The 19103-nt window shown below is 72.0% G+C and carries 19 protein-coding genes; 9 read left to right on the top strand and 10 right to left on the bottom strand.

All coding sequences use genetic code 11. The features are described from left to right. Window positions 1-21: 21 nt before the first annotated feature. Window positions 22-612 carry an HhH-GPD-type base excision DNA repair protein gene (locus KPF47_RS02885; protein ID WP_224386610.1) on the bottom strand — a complete coding sequence of 197 codons (591 nt, stop codon included), beginning with the start codon at window positions 610-612 and terminating at the stop codon, window positions 22-24. Window positions 613-622: 10 nt separating this feature from the next. Here KPF47_RS02885 and KPF47_RS02880 point away from each other — a divergent pair, with 10 nt between their 5' ends. From KPF47_RS02880 to KPF47_RS02870, 3 genes are all read left to right on the top strand, one after another. Then, window positions 623-2203, top strand: a complete 1581-nt coding sequence (locus KPF47_RS02880; RefSeq protein WP_224386609.1) for a methyltransferase — start codon at window positions 623-625, stop codon at window positions 2201-2203. Next, complete coding sequence (gene dtd, locus KPF47_RS02875; protein ID WP_224386608.1) at window positions 2200-2670, top strand: D-aminoacyl-tRNA deacylase; 471 nt, start codon at window positions 2200-2202, stop codon at window positions 2668-2670. The genes KPF47_RS02880 and dtd overlap by 4 nt, the downstream gene beginning before the upstream one ends. Before the next feature lie 70 nt (window positions 2671-2740). Next, on the top strand, window positions 2741-3025 hold the full coding sequence (locus KPF47_RS02870; protein ID WP_224386607.1) for a YggT family protein: 285 nt from the start codon (window positions 2741-2743) through the stop codon (window positions 3023-3025). A 5-nt stretch (window positions 3026-3030) separates the two neighbouring features. Here the strand turns inward: KPF47_RS02870 and KPF47_RS02865 are convergent, their stop codons facing one another. From KPF47_RS02865 to KPF47_RS02850, 4 genes are all read right to left on the bottom strand, one after another. Further along, window positions 3031-4356: a patatin-like phospholipase family protein gene (locus KPF47_RS02865; RefSeq protein WP_224386606.1), complete on the bottom strand. Its 1326-nt coding sequence runs from the start codon at window positions 4354-4356 to the stop codon at window positions 3031-3033. Between the two features lie 118 nt (window positions 4357-4474). Then, window positions 4475-4834 (bottom strand): hypothetical protein, encoded by a 360-nt coding sequence (locus KPF47_RS02860; RefSeq protein ID WP_224386605.1) that lies wholly within the window; start codon window positions 4832-4834, stop codon window positions 4475-4477. A 108-nt stretch (window positions 4835-4942) separates the two neighbouring features. Next, window positions 4943-5437 (bottom strand): helix-turn-helix domain-containing protein, encoded by a 495-nt coding sequence (locus KPF47_RS02855; RefSeq protein ID WP_224386604.1) that lies wholly within the window; start codon window positions 5435-5437, stop codon window positions 4943-4945. A 219-nt stretch (window positions 5438-5656) separates the two neighbouring features. Beyond that, the gene (locus KPF47_RS02850) at window positions 5657-7447 is read right to left on the bottom strand and encodes an alpha/beta hydrolase (protein WP_224386603.1); all 1791 of its coding nucleotides are present in this window, start codon (window positions 7445-7447) and stop codon (window positions 5657-5659) included. 333 nt (window positions 7448-7780) lie between these two features. Here KPF47_RS02850 and KPF47_RS02845 point away from each other — a divergent pair, with 333 nt between their 5' ends. Continuing rightward, window positions 7781-9067: an alpha/beta fold hydrolase gene (locus tag KPF47_RS02845; protein WP_224386602.1), complete on the top strand. Its 1287-nt coding sequence runs from the start codon at window positions 7781-7783 to the stop codon at window positions 9065-9067. Window positions 9068-9121: 54 nt separating this feature from the next. Here the strand turns inward: KPF47_RS02845 and KPF47_RS02840 are convergent, their stop codons facing one another. Together KPF47_RS02840 and KPF47_RS02835 are read right to left on the bottom strand one after the other, a co-directional pair. Next, window positions 9122-9964, bottom strand: coding sequence for an IS5 family transposase (locus tag KPF47_RS02840; protein ID WP_224386276.1), 843 nt, complete (start codon window positions 9962-9964; stop codon window positions 9122-9124). 260 nt (window positions 9965-10224) lie between these two features. Then, the gene (locus KPF47_RS02835) at window positions 10225-11106 is read right to left on the bottom strand and encodes an IS5 family transposase (protein WP_224386601.1); all 882 of its coding nucleotides are present in this window, start codon (window positions 11104-11106) and stop codon (window positions 10225-10227) included. Between the two features lie 401 nt (window positions 11107-11507). Here KPF47_RS02835 and KPF47_RS02830 point away from each other — a divergent pair, with 401 nt between their 5' ends. Further along, complete coding sequence (locus KPF47_RS02830) at window positions 11508-12932, top strand: NF041680 family putative transposase (RefSeq protein ID WP_224386384.1); 1425 nt, start codon at window positions 11508-11510, stop codon at window positions 12930-12932. Window positions 12933-12968: 36 nt separating this feature from the next. On the opposite strand, the gene KPF47_RS02825 is transcribed toward KPF47_RS02830, so the two are convergent. Further along, window positions 12969-13811, bottom strand: coding sequence for an IS5 family transposase (locus tag KPF47_RS02825; RefSeq protein WP_224386276.1), 843 nt, complete (start codon window positions 13809-13811; stop codon window positions 12969-12971). 180 nt (window positions 13812-13991) lie between these two features. Here KPF47_RS02825 and KPF47_RS02820 point away from each other — a divergent pair, with 180 nt between their 5' ends. After that, window positions 13992-14585 carry a plasmid pRiA4b ORF-3 family protein gene (locus KPF47_RS02820; RefSeq protein ID WP_224386178.1) on the top strand — a complete coding sequence of 198 codons (594 nt, stop codon included), beginning with the start codon at window positions 13992-13994 and terminating at the stop codon, window positions 14583-14585. A gap of 31 nt (window positions 14586-14616) precedes the next feature. Here the strand turns inward: KPF47_RS02820 and KPF47_RS02815 are convergent, their stop codons facing one another. Continuing rightward, on the bottom strand, window positions 14617-15462 hold the full coding sequence (locus tag KPF47_RS02815; protein WP_224386179.1) for an IS5 family transposase: 846 nt from the start codon (window positions 15460-15462) through the stop codon (window positions 14617-14619). 250 nt (window positions 15463-15712) lie between these two features. Here KPF47_RS02815 and sigB point away from each other — a divergent pair, with 250 nt between their 5' ends. From sigB to KPF47_RS02800, 3 genes are all read left to right on the top strand, one after another. Next, window positions 15713-16855 carry a sigma-70 family RNA polymerase sigma factor gene (gene sigB / locus KPF47_RS02810; protein ID WP_224386600.1) on the top strand — a complete coding sequence of 381 codons (1143 nt, stop codon included), beginning with the start codon at window positions 15713-15715 and terminating at the stop codon, window positions 16853-16855. A 259-nt stretch (window positions 16856-17114) separates the two neighbouring features. Next, window positions 17115-17645, top strand: a complete 531-nt coding sequence (locus KPF47_RS02805; RefSeq protein WP_224386599.1) for a flavin reductase family protein — start codon at window positions 17115-17117, stop codon at window positions 17643-17645. Then, window positions 17642-18187, top strand: a complete 546-nt coding sequence (locus tag KPF47_RS02800) for an NAD(P)H-dependent oxidoreductase (protein ID WP_224386598.1) — start codon at window positions 17642-17644, stop codon at window positions 18185-18187. Before KPF47_RS02805 ends, KPF47_RS02800 begins: the two co-directional genes overlap by 4 nt. Before the next feature lie 15 nt (window positions 18188-18202). Here the strand turns inward: KPF47_RS02800 and KPF47_RS02795 are convergent, their stop codons facing one another. After that, on the bottom strand, window positions 18203-19102 hold the full coding sequence (locus KPF47_RS02795) for a pseudouridine-5'-phosphate glycosidase (RefSeq protein WP_224386597.1): 900 nt from the start codon (window positions 19100-19102) through the stop codon (window positions 18203-18205). Between the last annotated feature and the right edge of the window lies 1 nt (window position 19103).

Genomic DNA, 19103 nt, shown 5'->3' with positions numbered 1-19103 from the left:
GATGCTAGCCGCCGGTGCCGGTCACTTCGCCGCAGCGGCCTTCTTCTCGCGCGCCGCGGCCTTCATCGCCTTCTTGGTGTCGCGGACCTCGAGCAGGGTCTGCCCGTCGACGACGTCGGCCGCGGACAGCCGGGTGCCGTCCTTCCCGTAGTCCCCGGCGGCCTCGCGCCAGCCGTCCGGGGTGACCCCGTACTGCTTGCCCAGGATCGCCAGGAAGATCTTCGCCTTCTGCTCGCCGTAGCCGGGCAGGGCCTTGAGCCGGCGCAGCACCTCGCGGCCGTCGGGCTCGTCGCGGGTCCAGATCGCGGTGGGGTCGCCGTCCCAGTCGGAGACGATCGCCCGGCACATCTCCTGCACCCGCCCGGCCATCGAGCCGCCGTAGCGGTGGATGGCCGGCGGGGTGGTGGCCAGGGTCGCGAACCCGTCGGGGTCGTGGTCGGCGATCACCCGGACGTCGAGGCCGCCGAGACGCTCGTGCAGCTTCAGCGGGCCGCGGAACGCGACCTCCATCTGGATCTGCTGGTCGAGCAGCATGCCGATCAGCAGGGCGAGGGGGTCGCGCTCCAGCAGGGCGTCGGCCTCCGGTTCCTGGGCGATACAGATCCCGCTCATGCCGCACAGGATGGCACGCGACAATGGCGGGGTGCTCCCCCATCTCGACGCCGGCGACATCGACCGTGTCCGCGGCTGCCTGCTCGACGCCGGCTACACCCCCGACGGCGTCCGGTCCCTGCTCGGGCGCGCGGCGCACGACGCGCTGACCCGCGGCGAGCCGGAGCCTGCCGCCCGCGCCAGCCGCGACGGCGGCGAGCTCGGCACCCTGGTGCGGCTGTTCCTGCTCGAGGACACCGAGCCCGAGCCCGCGGTGACCGCGGCGCTGGGCGACCTGGACCCGCTGCTGGCGGGCCGGATCCTGCGCCGCACCCCGGACGGCATCCGGGCCGCGCTGGACGTGCGCCCCTACGGCGAGGGCCCCGCCGCCGAGGGGGAGCCGGGCGCGGACTGGTGGGTGGTGTCCGACATCGACTCCCCGGCGTCGCGGCAGGACCGCGAGCACGTCACCGGGGTGGGCGGGGCGTCGCTGACGCTGGCCGCGGCGACCGTGCGCCGTCCGGTCGGCACCCTGCTCGACCTGGGCACCGGCTGTGGGGTGCAGGCGCTGCACGGTTCGCGGCACGCGCTGCGGGTGACCGCGACCGACGTGCTGCCCCGCGCGCTGGCGCTGGCCCGGCTGTCGCTGGGGCTGTCCGGGGTGGAGGCCGACCTGCGCGAGGGGCCGTGGTTCGCCCCGGTCGCCGGCGAGCGCTTCGACCAGGTGGTGTCCAACCCGCCGTTCGTCCCGGGCCCGCCGCGGGTGGACTACGTCTACCGCGACTCCGGCGCGGCCGGGGACTCCGCACTGGCCGCGCTGCTGGGTGAGCTGCCGGCGCTGCTCAACCCGGGCGGCGTGGCGCAGCTGCTCGGCTCGTGGCTGCACGTGCGCGGCGAGGACTGGCCGGACCGGGTGCGGTCCTGGCTGCCCGACGGCGTCGACGCCTGGGTGCTGCAGCGCGAGGTCGTCGACCCGGCGATGCACGTCGGCACCTGGCAGCGCGACGCCGGGCTGGTCCCGTCCTCCCCCGCCGCCCGGGCGCAGGCCGGGGCGTGGCTGGACTGGATGGCCGCCGAGAGGGTCGAGGGGGTCGGGTTCGGGTTCCTCCTGCTGCGCCGCACCGACGCCGAGCCCACCGTGGTCGTCGAGGACCTGCCCGGGGAGCTGGGCGAGGGACTGGGCCGGGAGATGACGGGCTGGCTGGACCGGGTGGACTGGCTGCGGGCCCACCCCCGCGACGAGGACCTGCTCGGCGCGCGGCTGCTCCTCGCCCCGGAGACGGTGCTGGAGTCGGCGTCCTCGGTCGACCCCGATGGCGGCTGGGCCGCGCTGTCGAGCACGGTGCGCCGCTGGGGCGGGCCCGGCTGGGAGCACCCGGTCGACGGCCCGGCCGCGGCGTTGCTGGCCGGCTGCCGCGGCGAGCTGCCCCTCTCGGAGCTGCTGGCACTGCTGTCCTACGCCCACGACCTGCCGGCCGACGCCCTGGCCGCGGCGACCCTGCCCGCGGTGCGCGAGTTCGTGCGGCACGGGCTGCTGCAGCCGGTGGACGGCTGGCCGCACCCGGTGCCCGCGCGGGACGCGGCGGCGTCGCCCGCCGGGCCGGTCGGATGAGGGCCGTCGCCGCCCGGGTGCGGCGGGCGTCGGTGACGGTCGAGTCGCCCGAGGGGGATCCGCTGCGGGTCCGCGGGGCGATCGGTCCCGGCCTGCTCGTGCTGCTCGGGGTGCACGTCGACGACGTCGCCGACCCGGCGACGACCGACCGCACGGTCTCGACGATGGCCCGCAAGCTGCACGAGCTGCGGATCCTGTCCGGGCCCGGCGGGACCGAGACCTCCTGCGCCGACACCGGTTCCCCGCTGCTGGTCGTCAGCCAGTTCACGCTGTACGGCGAGACCCGCAAGGGGCGTCGCCCGTCGTGGTCGGCGGCCGCGCGCCCGCAGGACGCCGAGCCGGTCGTCGACGCCGTCGTGGCCGCGCTGCGCGGGCGCGGCGCGACCGTGGAGACCGGCGAGTTCGGGGCGCGGATGGCCGTGGAGTCGGTCAACGACGGACCGTTCACGGTGCTGGTCGAGGTGTGAGCGCCGGTCTCGTCACCGCGTCACAGCGTTCTCTCACCGGACTCTCAGCCGGAAAGGGGACGATGTGGGCATGGTCGCGTCTCTGCTGTCCTGGTTGCTGGGGCTGTTCCAGCTCGTCCTGATCGCCCGGGTGGTCGTGGACTGGATCGAGGTGCTCGGGTCCGGGCGGGGCGGCGCCGTGCTCGACACCGCCCGCCGGATCACCCACGGCCTCACCGAACCGGTCGTCGCCCCGCTCCGCCGCCGGGTGCAGCCGGTGCGGATGGGTGCGGTCGGGCTGGACCTCTCGGTGCTGATCGTGTTCGTGGTCGTGCTGCTGGCCAGGGTCGTCGTGGTGCCGCTGATCCCGTTCTGACCGGGTCAGGGCGACGGCGGGCCCAGCCGCAACGCCGTCACCAGGCCCGCGTCGTCGAGGTCGGCCTCGGCGATCCCGTCGGCGGTGCCGGCGTCGCGGTGCACGCGCACGGCCCACCGGGCGGTCTCGGCCGCGACCTGCTTGCGGGTGGCGTCGACGGTGACCTCGCCGTCGAGCAGCGCGTCGACGTGCGCGAGCAGGGGCACCCCGGCGGGGTCGCGCTCCCGGAACGGGGCGGTCGAGGTCAGCACCGCGTCCGGGGTGACGGCGGCGGCCAGCGCGACGGGGTCGCGGTCGCGTACGGCGCGTTCGAGGGCGAGTGCGCCGAGGAAGCGCTCGGCCTGCACCGCGCCGCGGCGCTGCAGGTGCTCCAGGAAGGCCACGTCGCGGTCGATCTTCGATGCCGACCCGAGCAGCCGGGACCGGATCGTGCTCGCGGGCATCTCCAGCACCCGCACGGTCACCTGCCGGTAGCCCGAGTCCGGGCCGAGGGTGCCGTCGGCCAGCAGCCGGTCGATCGTCTCGACGAACCCGAGCTCCTGGTGCAGCGAGAGGTTGCCGGCCAGGGCGTTGCGCCGGTCGGCGATCTCGACCGGGGTGCGTGGCTCGCGGTCGATCCGCGACGGGTTGATCTGGACGACCCACAGCTCGTCGGGGTCGGTGTCGAGCAGGTCCCGGGTGGGCGGGTTCTGCGAGAACAGCCCGTCCCAGTACACGCCGCCGCCGGTGTGGACGGCCCGGAACAGGGTCGGGACGGCCGCCGACGCCAGCACGGTGTCGGCGGTGATCGGGTCGGTGCGGCTGGAGAAGGCGCGGAACCCACCGGTCAGCACGTCGACGGCACCGAGCAGCAGCAGCGGCCGGGCCGGGTCGGGGTCCGGGGCGACGGCGCCGTCCGGCCCGAACCGCACGTGCCGGGCGACCAGGTCGCGGAACTGGCGGGTGCCGTCGATCGGCCGGGGCACCAGATAGGGGGTGCCCGCCGGGACGAGCCCGAGGCCCTGCAGCGCGCCCGCGGCGACCAGGCCGAGGTTGGCCAGGCGCTCCAGCGGGCCGCGGGCGGCGTTGTCGGCCCAGAACGCCTCCAGCGCGGCGGCCGCTGCCTCGCGCCGGTCGGCGGTCTGCCCCTCGCGCAGCCGGTCCCACGCCACCAGCGCGCAGATCGCGCCGCCGGAGGTGCCGGAGACCGCGACCAGCTCGACGGGGTCGTCGGCGGCGCCGAGGGCCGGTGAGCGCAGCAGCCGGGCGAGCACGCCCGCGGTGAAGGCGGTGTGGCTGCCCCCGCCCTGCAGCGCGATGGCGATCCGTCGGGGCCGGGTGCGGGGGCTCATGCCGCCAGCCTCGCCCCGACCCGCCGGTAGGGACACCCCCGCCCCGTCACACGGCGACGGCCCCGCCCGGGTGTGGCCGGGCGGGGCCGTCGCGTCGTTCAGCGAGTCGTCGGCCGGGTCACTTCGCCGCGCTGCGGGTGGCCCGCGCGGTCTTCTCCGCGGCGTCCCCGGTGCTGCGCCCGGCGTGCTCGGTCACGGCCTCGGCGGCCTGGGTGGCCTGCTCGGTGTCCTGGTCGAGGACCGAGGTCCCGGCGCTGACGACGGTGCGGGCGAACTCGCGCTGGTGACCCAGCACCTGCTCGTAGAAGTCGAAGACGCGCTCGACGGCGGCGCCCGCGTCGGGCAGCTGCGGGCGGTCGCCGGCACCGAACTGGCGGGCCAGACCGCTCGCGGCCTCGGTCCAGCCGCGGACGGACTCGGTGACCAGGTCCTGGCCGCGCTTGGCGATGTCGACGAACTGCTCGGTGGAGGCGGTCATCGGTTCTTCCCTCCCGGGGACGGTGCTCGGCGTGGCCGGGACGCGCAGGACCGTCCCGGCATGCCAGAGAAACTACGCATGCCCGTTAAGTATGTCAAGCAGTGCTGGTCAGTCCCGGTTGAGGAAGCTCCGGTACACGCCGAGCAGGGCCGCCTTCTGCTCGGCGGACAGCCGCCCGTCCGCCTGGATCGCCGCCTCGACCCCCGGCGGCGGCACTCCGGCACCCGCCGCGGGCGCGGCCTCCTCGGCGGGCGCGGCCTCGGCGGAGGCCTCCGGGTCGCCGACCGACCAGCCGGCGCGGCTGAGCATCTGGTCGGTGTTGAGGTGCAGCGCGTCCGCGATCGAGCGCAGCACCTTCAGCGACGGCTGGTGCAGGCCGCGCTCGACCTGGCTGAGGTAGGCGTTGGACACCTTGGTCATCGCCGCCATCTCGCGCAGCGAGAGCTTGGCCATCTGCCGCTGCGCCCGGATGAACCCGCCCAGCGCGTTCACCTGCGCGCTCCAGGCCTCCTCGGCGGCACGACGGCCGCTGTCGCGCAGCTCCTCGCCGGCGTCGGCCGCCCGTCGCCCACCGTGCGTGCGAGTCTCCCCCGCCCGGCTCACGGCCTACCCGCCCGGGGGAACCCACGCGGCGGCCGGCGGCGCGCGGGCACAGAACGTACGCGGTCCATGGCGCCGCATTCTCCCCGCCGCGCGGCGGTTGCGCACGCATCCGATGCCGTGTCCACGATGGACGTGTGTCCCGACCATCCACACCGGACACGAGGCACCTCGGACGACCAGCGATGATCGCCCGGGGTGGCGGCCGGTCGAGGCGGCGGATCAGCCCCGCAGCACGTAACGACCGGGTGCGGGCTCCAGCGGCGGGTGCGCGTCCGACCCGATCGTGCGGGGCGCCGCGACCTGCTTGCCCCCGCGCTCGGCGATCCACGGCGTCCAGTCCTCCCACCAGGAGGCCTTGCGCTCGGTGGCGTCGTCGCGCCAGTCCTCGGCCCGGGCCGGGAGGGCGTCGCTCTCGGAGAACCAGTGCCGCGACTTCGGCGAGGGCGGGTTCACCACGCCGGCGATGTGACCGGAGTTGGACAGCACGAAGCGCACGGTGCCGCCGAGCTTGGACGCGCCGGTGTAGACCGACTTCCAGGGGGCGATGTGGTCGGACTCGGCGGTGACGATGTAGCTGTCGGGCCGGATGTCGGCCACGTCGAGCCGCTCGCCCGCGAGCTCCAGCTTGCCCTCGGCGAACCGGTTCTCCAGGTACAGCGTGCGCAGGTACTCGGTCTGCATCGCGGCCGACATGCGGGTGGAGTCGGAGTTCCAGGTCAGCATGTCGAACGGCTTCGGGTCCTCGCCGAGCATCCAGTCGTTGACGACGTAGTTCCACACCAGGTCGGTGGCACGCAGCAGGTCGAAGGTGGTCTTCATGCTGGTGGCGGGCAGATACCCGTCCTTGCGCATGCTCCGCTCGAGGCGGTCGACCGTCTTCTCGTCGGTGAACACGCCGAGCTGGCCGGGACCGGAGTAGTCCAGCAGGGTGTTCATCAGGGTCAGCGAGTGGACGCGCTGGTCGCCCTTGGCCTCCAGCCAGGCCGTCATCGCCGCGGACAGCGCGCCCCCCAGGCAGAGCCCGGCGACGTTGACCTTCTCCCGCCCGGTGATCTCGCGGACGACCTCCAGGGCCGTCACCGGGCCCTCCTGCAGGTAGTCGCTCATCGTCACGTCGGCCAGCGAGGAGTCCGGGTTCCGGTAGCTGATCATGAACACGGTGTGGCCGTGCTGCACCGCCCACTCCACCAGCGACTTCTGCGGCGCGAGATCCATGATGTAGTACTTGTTGATCCACGGCGGGCTCATGAGCAGCGGGATCTCGTGGACCTTCTCGGTCTGCGGCTCGTACTGGATGAGCTCGATCAGCCGGTTGCGGAAGACCACGTGGCCCGGGGTGACCGCCAGGTCCTTGCCCACCTGGAAGGCGCCGGGGGTGACCTGGCGGGGCATCCCCTGGTTCTGGACGGCGTCGCGCAGCAGGTTGCGCGCGCCGCGCACGATGTTCAGCCCACCGGTCTCGACGATCTTCTTCGGCCAGGCCGGGTTGGTCACGATCGCGTTCGACGGGGCCAGCGCCTCCACGATCTGCCCGACCAGCCAGTCCAGCTTGCGGCGCGCCGTCGGCGAGACGGCGGCGGCCTGCGACAGCTCGGTGAGCCGGTCGGCGAGCAGCGCGTGCTCCTGGCGCGCCAGGTAGTACCAGGCGTTGCCCTCCCAGGCCGGGTCGGCGTAGCGCTTGTCCTTCTCCGGCAGCGACGCCGGCCCGGTGGTCGTGCCCCCGACGGCGCGCGCGGCGGCGGCGGACACGGCCTTGGCCGAGTCGACGCCGAAGCCGAGGCCGGTGCGCAGCACCGCGCCGGGCCGGGTGACGAGCGAGCGGGCGGCCTCGCCGAGCGCCCCGCCGAAGCCGACCGGGTCGACCTTCGCGGCCAGCCCCTCGGGGCTGGCGAGCTCGCGCAGGTCCCGGACGAGACCGGCCGCCTGCCGTCGCAGCACCTCCGCGGCCTGGTTCGACGCGGCGGCGCTGCCGTTCTCGGACGCGGGCTGGGATACGGGCTGCGTGGTCACTGTTCGTCACTCCTGACGGCCGGTCCGGTCTCCGTGCCTGGTTCCCGCGCTCCCCGGATGTCGGGATGCGCAACGGGATGGACACATGGTGACCGCGTACTCACCGGTAGGCAGCCCCGGATTCCTGTAAGGCCTCTCACCTGCGCTAAGCGAAGCAAGCACTACTCCGGAGTAGGCCAGCGCTTGCTTGGCATACCGATCGCGTTTTACCGTTCGGTAACCCGGATAGCCCCCGGTCATCAGAGTTGATGGGAGAGGCCCATGAGCACGGCTACCACCCGACGGTCCGCACCCGCCAGGGAGCACGGACCGCGTGCCCTTCCCGACACTCCCGTGGCCGCGGCCGCCGGGAGCGACGACCGGCCGGACCCGCTCCGGTACCTCGTGTCGTACAACACCCGGAACCTGACCAAGGTGGTGGCCGAGGTCGGCCGGGCCACCGGCGCCTACTGGATCGACGCCGTCCAGCGGATCGCCCGGCCCGGGGACGCCGCCCGGCGCGGCCTGCTGTGGATCTCCGCGATGGCCGACCGCCGGGAGCCGACCTGGCACCTGGCCAACGAGGTCGTGCTGTCGACCCCGTTCGCGTCGCTGCGCGACTTCACCGCCGCCGAGCACCGTGACGACGACGTCGTCCCCACCCTGGTGCTGCCGCCCCAGGCCGGGCACTCCTCGACCGTCGTGGACTACTCGCCGCAGCAGAGCCAGATCGCCATGATCCGCGCGTCCGGGCTGACGAAGGTCTACGCGCTGGACTGGCGGCCCGCGACCACGGCGACGAAGAACGTGACGATCACCGACTACCTGCAGGTGATCGACCGGTCCATCCGGCGGATGGGCGGGAAGGCCAACCTGGTGGGCGACTGCCAGGGCGGCTGGCTCGCGACGATCTACGCCGCCCTGCACCCGGACCGGGTGAACACCCTGACGCTGGCCGGGGCGCCGATCGACTTCCACGCCGGCGAGTCGGTCATCGCCGCCTCCACCCGGCTGATGGCGGGAACGATGGGGATGGCGCCGTACAAGGCGCTGGTCGCCGCGGGCGGGGGCAACATGCCGGGCTCGGCGGTGCTGTCGAACTTCATCTCGATCCAGCCGCAGTCGGAGATCTCGCGCCAGCTGCAGCTGCTGGAGAACATCGACGACCCCACCCACGTCGAGCGCTACCGGGTGTTCGAGGACTGGTTCAAGTACACCCAGGACATCCCCGGCGCGTTCTACCTGTGGCTGGTGGAGAACCTGTTCTGGAAGAACCGGCTGATCAAGGGCACGCTCACCGTCGACGGCCGGGCCGTGGACATGGGCGCGATCGACTGCCCGCTGCTGCTGCTCGCGGGCTCGTCGGACCACATCACCCCGGCCCCGCAGCTGTTCGCCGCGGCGGAGAAGGTGGGGACCCCGGCCAAGGACGTCACCTACCGGACGGCGACCGCGGGACACCTGGGGCTGTTCATGGGCCGCGACGCACTGCGTCACGACTGGCCGGTGCTGATGGAGACCGTGTACGGCCACTCGGTGCCGGCGAAGAAGGACACCGGAGCCGGCAAGGCCTCGCGGCGGCGCAGCAGCGTCCGCGCGGTGTCCGACCCCTGGGACACCCCGCGGGTGCCGGCACCCTGACCGGCGCGGCCCGACCGGGCCGTTCACTAAGAGGTCGCGCGGATTGGTTGGTGATCATGGACGTCGTGCAGGTCGGGCGTTCCAGCGGTGTGTGGTCCAGGCCTGCCGAATCAAGCTACGGAGTGTGACGATCGTGTCGGCGAGGTCGAAGAACGCGTCGACGACGATTTCTCGTCGTTCGTAGCAGCGCTGCAGCCGGTTGAAGCTGTTGTGCCAAGCGTTGGTCCGCTCGACGTGCCAGCGGCGGGTGGCCTGGATCGGCGCTTTCTCACCCTTGTGCGCGATCTCGCCGTGCAGGCCTCGTTCGGCCAGCGTGTCGCGGGTCTTGCCGGAGTCATAGCCGGCGTCGAGGTGCACGGTGATGTCGTCGGGCAGCGGGCCGAGAGCATCGAGGCGGTCGAGGGTGGGGCCCAGTAGCGGGGAGTCGTGCCGGTTGGCTCCGGCCAGGACTCGGCCCAGCGGGATGCCGTATCCCTCGACGAGCACCGAACGTTTCATACCCTGTTTGCGCCGGTCCACCGGCGACGGACCGGCGACCTCGCCGCCGCCGGGGGCCTTGGTGATGGCGCCATCGACGGCGATGTCGTGCAGCAGCAGACCGACGATGCGGTCGTAGGCGTCCAGGACGATCCGACGCAGCTGGGCGAAGACCCCGAGCCTGATCCACTCGTCACGACGATCGCGGATGGTGGTCGCCGAGCAGGTGCTGTCAGCGATGCCCTCATACGAGCAGCCGAACCGCAGTACCTGCAGGAGCTTGTCGAACACGATCCGATCCGCGATCCGGCGGCGATGGCAGCCCAGCGGATGGGTGGGATCGAACTCGTCTCGATGAGGCAGCAGCGCGGTGAACTGGTCCCACAACGGCTCGGTCAGCCATGATGGCAGGGTGGGCACGCGGCCTCCAGACGATCACGAAGCGTAGATAACTTCATGATCGGCAGGCCCGTACCCGCCCTCGCCCCCAGACACTCGACCGCGGCCAAGCTGTGACCAATCCGCGCGACCTCTAAGAGGTCATTTCAGAACGAGGTCGACGTGTCTGTTGTAGACGACAAGCGGCTATCTGACCTGCCGTTTGATCTGTCGTCGAGGGGTCAATGGAAACTCGACAAGTCGTTCTGAAACGACCTCTAAGAGCGCCCGGCAATTGATGGTTATCGGAGTCGACGGGTCGTGGGTCGGGTTGTCCAGCGGTAGCGGCTGCGGGCACGGTTGATCAGCCGGCGGATCACGGTGAGCGCGGCGGCGAGGTTGAGGTAGAACTCGACGATGATCTTCCGGCGATCGGTGAACCGGCGCAGCTTGCCGTAGCCGTTCATCCAGGAGTGCGTGCGCTCGATGGGCCACCGTCGTCCTGCCTGGATCGGAGCCGGGACCCCCGTGGTCGCGATCTCGCCGGTGAAGCCCAGGGTGTGCAGCAGAGTACGGGTCTTGCCGGAGTCATAGCCGCGGTCCAGGTGCACGGTCGGGAACAGATCACCACCGTGGGCGTCGCGGTGGCGGGGCAGCGGGCCGATCATCGTCACGATGCCGGTCAAGGTCGGTTCCAGCAGGGGCGAGTCATGGTCGTTGGCTCGCGCCGCGACCAGGTGCAGCGGGATGCCCTGGTCATCGCAGGCCACGGACCGTTTCGTGCCCTGCTTGCCGCGGCCGACAGGGCTGCGGCCGGCCACCTCGCCTCCGCCTGGTGCCTTGGTGATCGATCCGTCGACCGCCAGATCGTCAAGATCCAGGCCGAGTATCTGGTCGTAACCGGCCAGCGCGGTGCGGAGCAGTTCCTCGCTGACTCCCGCGGTGGCCCAGTCATCGAGACGGCGGCGGATGGTGCGGTCCGAGCAACCCGGCGTGGCGATGCGTTCGTAGCCACTACCGTGCACCAGAGCGGCAACGACGTGGTCGAACACGACCCGATCAGAGATCCGGCGACGGTGACAGCCCCACGGATGGGTCGGGTCGAACTCGGGCCGGTCAGACCCGATCAGAGCGGCGAACTCGCCCCACAAGGGCTCGATCAGAGATGCTGGCAGCAGAGGCACGGACTCTCCACACGATCATCAGGACATCAGCAATCCCATGATCACTTGCAGGTCCGTGTCTCTACCAACACCGACACACGGCCACCTCTACTGCCGGACGCTCTTAGAGGTCATTTCAGAACGAGGTCGACGTGTCTGTTGTAGACGACAAGCGGCTATCTGACCTGCCGTTTGATCTGTCGTCGAGGGGTCAATGGAAACTCGACAAGTCGTTCTGAAACGACCTCTTAGCTTGATCTTTAACCTTCCGGAGCTGCTGCTGGGAGGTTGATGTAGTTCGGGCGGCGTGTCGGCGGGACATGGGTACGGCCACCGCTTGATCATCTTCGGGTTCCTTCCACAGAACATCGAAGACGAAAGCGGTGGCCGTGGTGGTCAGTGTGGCTTCTGCCGGGCCAGTGGTGCTCGGTGACACTCCGGTCGGGCGGGGTGATCTTGCCGGGTTTCGGCAGGAGTTCTACGCGTCGTTGACTGCGCGAGCGGATGCGCTGTTCGAGCTCACCGACGCCGTGTTGTGCGCGGACGGCCCGGTTCGCTCGCTACCGGAGCTGACCTTGGTGGCTGAGCACCGTCGCGGGCACGGCGCGATGTACGACGCGTTGGCCTGTGGCAGGATCTCCGCCCGGAGGCTGCGCCGGGTGCTGGCCGGTCTCCCGTTGCCCCGTGCCGTCGACGGTCGGATCGTGCTCGCCGTGGATGTCAGCCCGTGGCTGCGCCCGGACGCTACGACCAGCGATCAGCGGCTGTTCTGCCATGTCTACGGACGCGGAAAGGGCAACGCGCAGCTGATCCCGGGCTGGCCATACTCGTTCGTCGCCGCCCTGGAGACGGGCCGGACGTCGTGGACGGCGGTCCTGGACGCGGTTCGACTCGGCCCGGCCGACGACGCCACCGCGGTGACCGCCACCCAGCTACGCGCGGTCATCGAGCGACTGACCAGCGCCGGGCACTGGCGCCCCGGGGACCCGGACATCGTGATCGTCACCGACACCGGATACGACATCACCCGCCTCGCCTACGTACTGGCCGATCTGCCCGTCGAGCTGGTCGGACGACTGCGCTCGGACCGGGTCCTGCGCCTGCCCAAGCCGCCACGGCTGCCCGGCACGACCGGGCGCCCACCCAAGCACGGCCCGGAGATCGCCTTGAACCGGCCCGCCACCTGGATCGAACCGGTGCACACCACGACGACCAAGACCACCCGCTACGGCACTGCCGTCGCGACCAGCTGGGACCGGGTCCACCCCCGGCTGACCCGGCGCACGTGCTGGATCGACCACGCCGGCGAACTGCCGATCATCGAGGGCACCCTGCTCCGGCTGCAGGTCGACCACCTACCCGGCGACCGCGACCCGAAGCCCGTGTGGCTATGGAGCTCCGCCACCGACGCGAGCGCCGCCGACGTGGACCGCTGGTGGCAGGCGTTCCTCCGCAGATTCGATCTCGAGCACACATTCCGCCTGCTCAAGCAGACCCTCGGCTGGACAACCCCGAAGCTGCGCACCCCCGAAGCCGCCGACCGCTGGACCTGGCTGATCATCGCCTCCCACACCCAACTCCGCCTGGCCCGACCACTGGCCGCCGACCTACGCCGCCCCTGGGAACGACCCGCCGCCCCCACCCGGCTCACCCCGGCCCGGGTTCGCCGCGCCTTTCGGAACATCCGCGCGCGGACCGTCCTCCCGGCCAGTGCACCGAAACCCAGCCGACCCGGTCCCGGCCGCCCACCCGGCTCCCGCAACCGGCACACCCCGACCAGCCACGACGTCGGGAAAACGGTCAAACGCGACCGCACCATCACCGCGCGACGACAACACACAGGTTAAAAACCAAGCTTAGAGGTCGCGCGGATTGGTTGGTGATCATGGACGTCGTGCAGGTCGGGCGTTCCAGCGGTGTGTGGTCCAGGCCTGCCGAATCAAGCTACGGAGTGTGACGATCGTGTCGGCGAGGTCGAAGAACGCGTCGACGACGATTTCTCGTCGTTCGTAGCAGCGCTGCAGCCGGTTGAAGCTGTTGTGCCAAGCGTTGGTCCGCTCGACGTGCCAGCGGCGGGTGGCCTGGATCGGCGCTTTCTCACCCTTGTGCGCGATCTCGCCGTGCAGGCCTCGTTCGGCCAGCGTGTCGCGGGTCTTGCCGGAGTCATAGCCGGCGTCGAGGTGCACGGTGATGTCGTCGGGCAGCGGGCCGAGAGCATCGAGGCGGTCGAGGGTGGGGCCCAGTAGCGGGGAGTCGTGCCGGTTGGCTCCGGCCAGGACTCGGCCCAGCGGGATGCCGTATCCCTCGACGAGCACCGAACGTTTCATACCCTGTTTGCGCCGGTCCACCGGCGACGGACCGGCGACCTCGCCGCCGCCGGGGGCCTTGGTGATGGCGCCATCGACGGCGATGTCGTGCAGCAGCAGACCGACGATGCGGTCGTAGGCGTCCAGGACGATCCGACGCAGCTGGGCGAAGACCCCGAGCCTGATCCACTCGTCACGACGATCGCGGATGGTGGTCGCCGAGCAGGTGCTGTCAGCGATGCCCTCATACGAGCAGCCGAACCGCAGTACCTGCAGGAGCTTGTCGAACACGATCCGATCCGCGATCCGGCGGCGATGGCAGCCCAGCGGATGGGTGGGATCGAACTCGTCTCGATGAGGCAGCAGCGCGGTGAACTGGTCCCACAACGGCTCGGTCAGCCATGATGGCAGGGTGGGCACGCGGCCTCCAGACGATCACGAAGCGTAGATAACTTCATGATCGGCAGGCCCGTACCCGCCCTCGCCCCCAGACACTCGACCGCGGCCAAGCTGTGACCAATCCGCGCGACCTCTTAGACGTCGTTTCAGAAGTGGTGGGCCCGGTTCTGCCGGTGACGGCGGGGCTGGCAGCATCGGCTGATGGTCGCGCCTCGTGTGTCTGAGAAGACGAAGATTTTCGAGTTGGAGATCGTCCTGACCGAGGTGGTGCCGGCGGTCCGGCGTCGGGTGCAGGTGCCGGGCGAGGTCGACTTGGCGGTGTTGCACGAGGTGGTGCAGTCAGTGATGGGCTGGACGAACTCTCATCTGCACGAGTTCGAGATCGTCGGGCGCCGCTACGGGATCCCAGACCCGGACTGGCCCGGACAGGATGTCGCCGACGAGACGAAAGAGAAGCTGTTTCGGCTGGTCAAGGCTGGTGACCGGTTCGGTTACGTCTACGACTTCGGTGACAACTGGGCCCACGAGATCACCGTCGAGGCGGTCGCGGCCGTCGAGCCGGGAGTGTGCTATCCGCGATGCGTCGCCGGGCAGGGGGCGTGCCCGCCCGAGGACGTCGGCGGGATCGGGGGGTATGAGGACTTCCAGGCCGTGCTCGCCGACCCTGACCATCCCGACCGCGCCGAGCGCCTGGAGTGGGCGGGCGGGCCGTTCGACCCGCACCGCTTCGACCCTGACGAGGCCGACCGGGCCTTGGAGTGGCTGGCCTGGCGGCCGCTGGCCCCGACCTCGTAGGCGAGTGCCTCAGCGAGGGCTGGGTCGACCATCACTTCGGCTTCGGCTTCGGCTTGGTGAGGCGGCGGTGGCAGATCAGGGCGCAGGCCAGCGATAACAGCGCGGTGATCGTGGATTCGGCGCGGTCGTAGCGCAGCGCGAGGCGGCGGAAGTCCAGCAGCCAGGACATGGTGCGCTCGACGACCCAGCGGACCCGCCCGAGCCGGGTGGAGTCCTCGATCCCGCGCCGGGCGATCCGCACCCCGATCCCACGCCCACTCAGGTAGCGGCGGCAGCGGGGATAGTCGTAGCCCTTGTCGGCGTGCACCTTGTCCGGCCGACGTCGCGGACGCCCCGGCTGTCCCGCCCGTTCGCGGACGCCGGGGTTGGTGTCCAGCAGCGGGGCGAGCATCCGACTGTCGTGGGTGTTCGCCCCGGTGACCAGCGCATGCAGCGGGAGCCCGCCTCGGTCGCAGAGCACGTGGTACTTGCTGCCCGCCTTCCCGCGATCGGTCGGCGAGGGCCCGGTGGCCTCGCCGCGGCGCTTGGCCCGCACGCTCACGCTGTCCACCGCCGCCCGCGACCAGTCCAGCAGGCCCTGCTGGGCGAGGCGGTCGAGCATCACCCGGTGCAGCTGGGCCCAGACCCCGGCCTGCTGCCACTGCCGTAGCCGCCGCCAGCAGGTCACTCCGGACCCACAGCCGAGCTCGGCGGGCAGCGCGTTCCAGCTGATCCCGGTCTTGAGCACGAACACGATCCCGGCCAGAGCGGCCCGATCCGGCACCCGCGGACGGCCTGTCCGTCCCCGCTTGTGCTTGCGCGGCTTGGGCAGCAGCGGCTCCACCAGCGCCCACAGCTCGTCGCTCACCAATCGCTCGACACAAGATCGCCGCGCCACGACCGGACATGATCAGCTACCAGCGCCGATCCACACAGGACCGACACGCCGACTTCTGAAACGACCTCTAAGAGGACCCTGAGAGATCCGCAACTGCATGTGACCGACGACACGGCCCCGCAGGCACATTCATCGGCCTGCGGGCCGCGTCGCGGGAACGATCCCCGGAACGGATGCGTTGACTCCGTACAGGGCAAGCGGCGAGGCCCATCAATCGCCCGCCGCAGCCCGAGCAGGGGAGGAAATGCACATGACCGTGACCACGACCGCTGCGGCCGTACCCGGCCCGCGTCTCACGACCGAGGCCCCCGCTCGCGCCACCGTGTCGTCCTCCGGCGCGAAGCGGACCGCCCCCAAGGTCGCTCGTAGCTCCCGCCGTCGGTCCGACGGCGACGGCGGCACCGCGCTGGAGACCACCGTACCCGGTGCCGCCGCCGCCGTGGCCGAGGATCTCGACGCCCAGAGCCCGGCTGCGGACCTGGTGCGCGTCTACCTCAACGGGATCGGCAAGACCGCGCTGCTGACCGCGGCGCAGGAGGTCGAGCTGGCCCGGCGCATCGAGGCCGGCGTGTTCGCCCAGCACCGGCTGGACAGCGCCGCCGCGGACGGCACGCTGGACGGGCTGGACCTGCAGTACCGCCGCGACCTGCGCGCCGTGGTCCGCGACGGCCTGCTGGCGAAGAACCACCTGCTGGAGGCGAACCTGCGTCTGGTGGTCAGCCTCGCGAAGCGCTACACGGGCCGTGGGATGCCGCTGCTGGACCTGATCCAGGAGGGCAACCTGGGTCTGATCCGCGCGGTGGAGAAGTTCGACTACACCAAGGGCTTCAAGTTCTCGACCTACGCGACCTGGTGGATCCGCCAGGCCATCACCCGCGGCATGGCCGATCAGGCCCGCACCATCCGGCTGCCCGTGCACCTGGTGGAGCAGGTCAACAAGCTGGCGCGGATCAAGCGGGACATGCACCAGCGCCAGGGCCGCGAGCCCAGCGACGCCGAGCTGTCGGCCGAGTCCGGCATCCCGGAGCACAAGATCCAGGACCTGCTCGACCACGCCCGCGACCCGGTGAGCCTGGACATGCCGGTCGGGTCCGAGGAGGAGGCACCGCTCGGTGACTTCATCGAGGACGCCGAGGCGACCGACGCCGAGAACACCGTGATCTCGAGCCTGCTGCACGACGACCTCCGCCGGGTGCTGGCCACCCTGGAGGACCGCGAGCAGAAGGTCATCCGGATGCGGTTCGGGCTCGACGACGGCCAGCCGCACACGCTCGACCAGATCGGACGGGCCTTCAAGCTCTCCCGTGAGCGGGTGCGCCAGATCGAGCGTGAGGTCATGTCGAAGCTGCGGGTCGGCGAGCGCGCCGACAAGCTGCGGGCCTACGCGAGCTGATCCGGGTCGGCCGGGCGTCCCCCCACCCGGCCCCCGGTGAAGGACGGCCGTGCGGAGCGATCGCTCCGCACGGCCGTTGCCGTCTCGGGCACCCCGGGGCTCCCCACGAGTTCGGGGTGCACGGCAGAGGAGTTTCTACCGGATCGATTCCGGAGCCGGCGCGGCGGCCCGGCCCGCGACGGCGGCGGCCGGGGGTGGTACGCACCACCCCCGGCCGTGATCGTTGTCCCGTCCGGCACGGCGCGCCTACAGTCGGGTCATGTCCCGTTCCTCCACCGGACCGGCCGTGGGCGCCCAGGCCGCCGCCCCGGTGACACCGGAGACCATGCGTGACGCACTGGGCGCCTTCGCGTCCGGCGTCGTCGTCGTGACCGCCCTCGGACCGGACGGGCCGATCGGGTTCACCTGTCAGTCCTTCGCCTCGTTGTCGCTGGACCCGCCGCTGGTGACGTTCGCGCCGTCGCGGGGGTCCTCGACCTGGCCACGCATCCGCGAGGTGGGCCGGTTCTGCGTCAACGTGCTCGCCGCCGACCACGAACACCACAGCGCCGGGTTCGCCCGCTCGGGCGTCGACAAGTTCGCCGGGGTCTCCTGGGCGGCCGCACCGTCCGGGGCGCCGGTCCTCGAAGGCGTCGGCGCCTGGGTCGACTGCACCCTGTGGAACGAGTACGACGGCGGTGACCACACGATCGTCGCGGCGCGGGTCGACGCGCTCGGTGCGGACCCGCAGCGGCTGCCGCTGCTGTTCCACCGCGGCACCTACGCCCTCACCCCGCGGGCCGCGTCGTGACCGGCACCGCGGGTCGCATCATCGGGGTCGTCGCCGGGCCGGAGCCGGGCGGGCGCACGGCGGCCGCCGTCGCCGGGATCCTCGCCGGCACCGGGGCCGACACCGAGCTGATCGAGCTGTCGCAGACCACCGTCGACCAGGTCACCGCGGCCTTCGCCGACGCCGATGCCGTGGTGTTCGGCAGCCCGGTCTACCGGGCGGGGCACACGGCGTCGCTGCGCGCGCTGTTGGAGGCCACCGAGCGCGGGAAGTGGGGCGAGAAGACCGCCCCGCTGCAGGGCAAGGCCGCCGCGGTCGTGCTGACCGGTGCGAGCGGGCACCACTTCCTGGCCGTCGACGGGCTGCGGTCGGTGCTGGCCGGGTTCTTCGCCGTGCAGGTCCTGGCCCCCGGGCTCTACCTCGACCACTCCGGCTACGTGGACCGCAATACCCTGACCGAGCAGTCCGCGGAGCTCGCGGCGGCGCACGGGCGGGCGCTGGCCGACCTGACCACGGCCGTGCGCGGTTCCGAGGCGCTGCGGGCGATCACCCCCGTCGTCTGAGCGTCACCGGCGTCGTCACCGCCCGGACAGGGCGGTGGCGATCCGGGCGCCCAGCGCCACGTTGTGGCGGTACACCGCGACGTTGACCTCCAGGCTGGCGTCGCCGGTCGCGTCGCGGACCCGCGCGAGCAGGAACGGTGTCGCGTCCTGCCCACCGATGCCGGCCCGGTCCAGGGCCGCGAGGGCCTCGGTGAGGGCGGCGTCGTGGACCTCGGGCGGGAGCTGCTCGGCGGCCGGGACCGGGTTCGCCACCAGCAGTGCGCCCGGCAGCCCGAGGTCGCGGGCGGCCCGCCAGGCCGCGGCGACCTGCTCCGGGGACTCCAGCCGCTGCCCGACCCGGTGGCCGGAGTCCGCGACGTAGAAGCCCGGGAAGGCGTGCGTGCGGTAGCCCGCGACGGTGACGCCCAGGGTCTCCAGCCGCTCCAGGGTGGCCGGCACGTCGAGCACCGACTTCACCCCGGCGCTGACCACGACCAGCGGCAGCGCGGCGAGCGCGGGCAGGTCGGCCGACTCGTCGAAGGTGCGCGCGGCCCCGCGGTGCACCCCACCGAGCCCACCGGTGGCGAAGACCCGGATGCCGGCCCGGTGCGCGAGGTGCGCGGTCGCCGCGACCGTCGTGCCCCCGCTCGCGCCGGTCGCCACGGCCACCGGCAGGTCCCGGGCGGACACCTTCGCCACGCCGGGGGCGCCCGCCAGCCGGGCGAGCTCGTCGCCGGTCAGCCCGACGACGACCTCGCCGTCGAGCACCCCGATCGTCGCCGGGACGACGCCGAGCGAGCCGACGAGCTCCTCGGCCTCCCGGGCGACGGCGAGGTTGCGCGGCGCGGGCAGCCCGTGGGTGACGATCGTCGACTCGCACGCCAGCACCGGGCGGCCCGCGGCCAGCGCGGCGGCGACCCGCTCCCCCACCCGCACG

Origin of the sequence: Pseudonocardia sp. ICBG1293, assembly GCF_020131355.1 — a bacterium.
Classification (GTDB): Bacteria; Actinomycetota; Actinomycetes; order Mycobacteriales; family Pseudonocardiaceae; genus Pseudonocardia.
This window is presented reverse-complemented; position numbering and strand designations above follow the sequence as displayed.

Excerpts from the sequence above, each read along its gene's own strand:
- KPF47_RS02865 (WP_224386606.1), bottom strand. The coding sequence starts at position 4,356 with ATGAGCCCCCGCACCCGGCCCCGACGGATCGCCATCGCGCTGCAGGGC.
- KPF47_RS02885 (WP_224386610.1), bottom strand. The coding sequence starts at position 612 with ATGAGCGGGATCTGTATCGCCCAGGAACCGGAGGCCGACGCCCTGCTG.
- KPF47_RS02880 (WP_224386609.1), top strand. The coding sequence starts at position 623 with ATGGCACGCGACAATGGCGGGGTGCTCCCCCATCTCGACGCCGGCGAC.
- KPF47_RS02820 (WP_224386178.1), top strand. The coding sequence starts at position 13,992 with ATGGTCGCGCCTCGTGTGTCTGAGAAGACGAAGATTTTCGAGTTGGAG.
- dtd (WP_224386608.1), top strand. The coding sequence starts at position 2,200 with ATGAGGGCCGTCGCCGCCCGGGTGCGGCGGGCGTCGGTGACGGTCGAG.
- sigB (WP_224386600.1), top strand. The coding sequence starts at position 15,713 with ATGACCGTGACCACGACCGCTGCGGCCGTACCCGGCCCGCGTCTCACG.
- KPF47_RS02805 (WP_224386599.1), top strand. The coding sequence starts at position 17,115 with ATGTCCCGTTCCTCCACCGGACCGGCCGTGGGCGCCCAGGCCGCCGCC.
- KPF47_RS02870 (WP_224386607.1), top strand. The coding sequence starts at position 2,741 with ATGGTCGCGTCTCTGCTGTCCTGGTTGCTGGGGCTGTTCCAGCTCGTC.
- KPF47_RS02860 (WP_224386605.1), bottom strand. The coding sequence starts at position 4,834 with ATGACCGCCTCCACCGAGCAGTTCGTCGACATCGCCAAGCGCGGCCAG.